Consider the following 1,560-nt stretch of genomic DNA (forward strand, 5'->3'; position numbering starts at 1 on the left):
AGTGAGAAAAAAACATTATGCGAAGTCAATTCGCAAAACAAACAATTAATGAGCTTGAAAAAGACTCATCATTTAATATGAGAGTTTGATCTTGGCTCAGGATGAACGCTGGCGGCGTGCCTAATACATGCAAGTCGAACGAACTTCCGTTAATTGATTAAGCGGTACTTGTACCAATTGAGATTTTAACACGAAGTGAGTGGCGAACGGGTGAGTAACACGTGGGTAACCTGCCCAGAAGTAGGGGATAACACCTGGAAACAGATGCTAATACCGTATAATAGAGAAAACCGCATGGTTTTCTTTTGAAAGATGGCTCTGCTATCACTTCTGGATGGACCCGCGGCGCATTAGCTAGTTGGTAAGGTAAAGGCTTACCAAGGCAGTGATGCGTAGCCGACCTGAGAGGGTAATCGGCCACATTGGGACTGAGACACGGCCCAGACTCCTACGGGAGGCAGCAGTAGGGAATCTTCCACAATGGACGCAAGTCTGATGGAGCAACGCCGCGTGAGTGAAGAAGGGTTTCGGCTCGTAAAGCTCTGTTGTTAAAGAAGAACGTGGGTGAGAGTAACTGTTCACCCAGTGACGGTATTTAACCAGAAAGCCACGGCTAACTACGTGCCAGCAGCCGCGGTAATACGTAGGTGGCAAGCGTTATCCGGATTTATTGGGCGTAAAGCGAGCGCAGGCGGTCTTTTAAGTCTAATGTGAAAGCCTTCGGCTCAACCGAAGAAGTGCATTGGAAACTGGGAGACTTGAGTGCAGAAGAGGACAGTGGAACTCCATGTGTAGCGGTGAAATGCGTAGATATATGGAAGAACACCAGTGGCGAAGGCGGCTGTCTGGTCTGCAACTGACGCTGAGGCTCGAAAGCATGGGTAGCGAACAGGATTAGATACCCTGGTAGTCCATGCCGTAAACGATGAATGCTAAGTGTTGGAGGGTTTCCGCCCTTCAGTGCTGCAGCTAACGCATTAAGCATTCCGCCTGGGGAGTACGACCGCAAGGTTGAAACTCAAAAGAATTGACGGGGGCCCGCACAAGCGGTGGAGCATGTGGTTTAATTCGAAGCTACGCGAAGAACCTTACCAGGTCTTGACATCTTCTGACAGTCTAAGAGATTAGAGGTTCCCTTCGGGGACAGAATGACAGGTGGTGCATGGTTGTCGTCAGCTCGTGTCGTGAGATGTTGGGTTAAGTCCCGCAACGAGCGCAACCCTTATTACTAGTTGCCAGCATTTAGTTGGGCACTCTAGTGAGACTGCCGGTGACAAACCGGAGGAAGGTGGGGACGACGTCAAATCATCATGCCCCTTATGACCTGGGCTACACACGTGCTACAATGGATGATACAACGAGTCGCGAAACCGCGAGGTTTAGCTAATCTCTTAAAATCATTCTCAGTTCGGACTGTAGGCTGCAACTCGCCTACACGAAGTCGGAATCGCTAGTAATCGCGGATCAGCATGCCGCGGTGAATACGTTCCCGGGCCTTGTACACACCGCCCGTCACACCATGAGAGTTTGTAACACCCAAAGCCGGTGGGGTAACCTTTT

The 1,560-nt window shown here is 50.0% G+C and carries 1 rRNA gene; it reads left to right on the forward strand.

Annotated features, from left to right (window positions below):
* Nucleotides 1–73 precede the first annotated feature (73 nt).
* A 16S ribosomal RNA gene (locus tag IV81_RS09140) occupies nucleotides 74–1,560 on the forward strand; the annotation flags it as partial.

The organism is Pediococcus stilesii (assembly GCF_001437075.1).
Lineage (GTDB): Bacteria > Bacillota > Bacilli > Lactobacillales > Lactobacillaceae > Pediococcus > Pediococcus stilesii.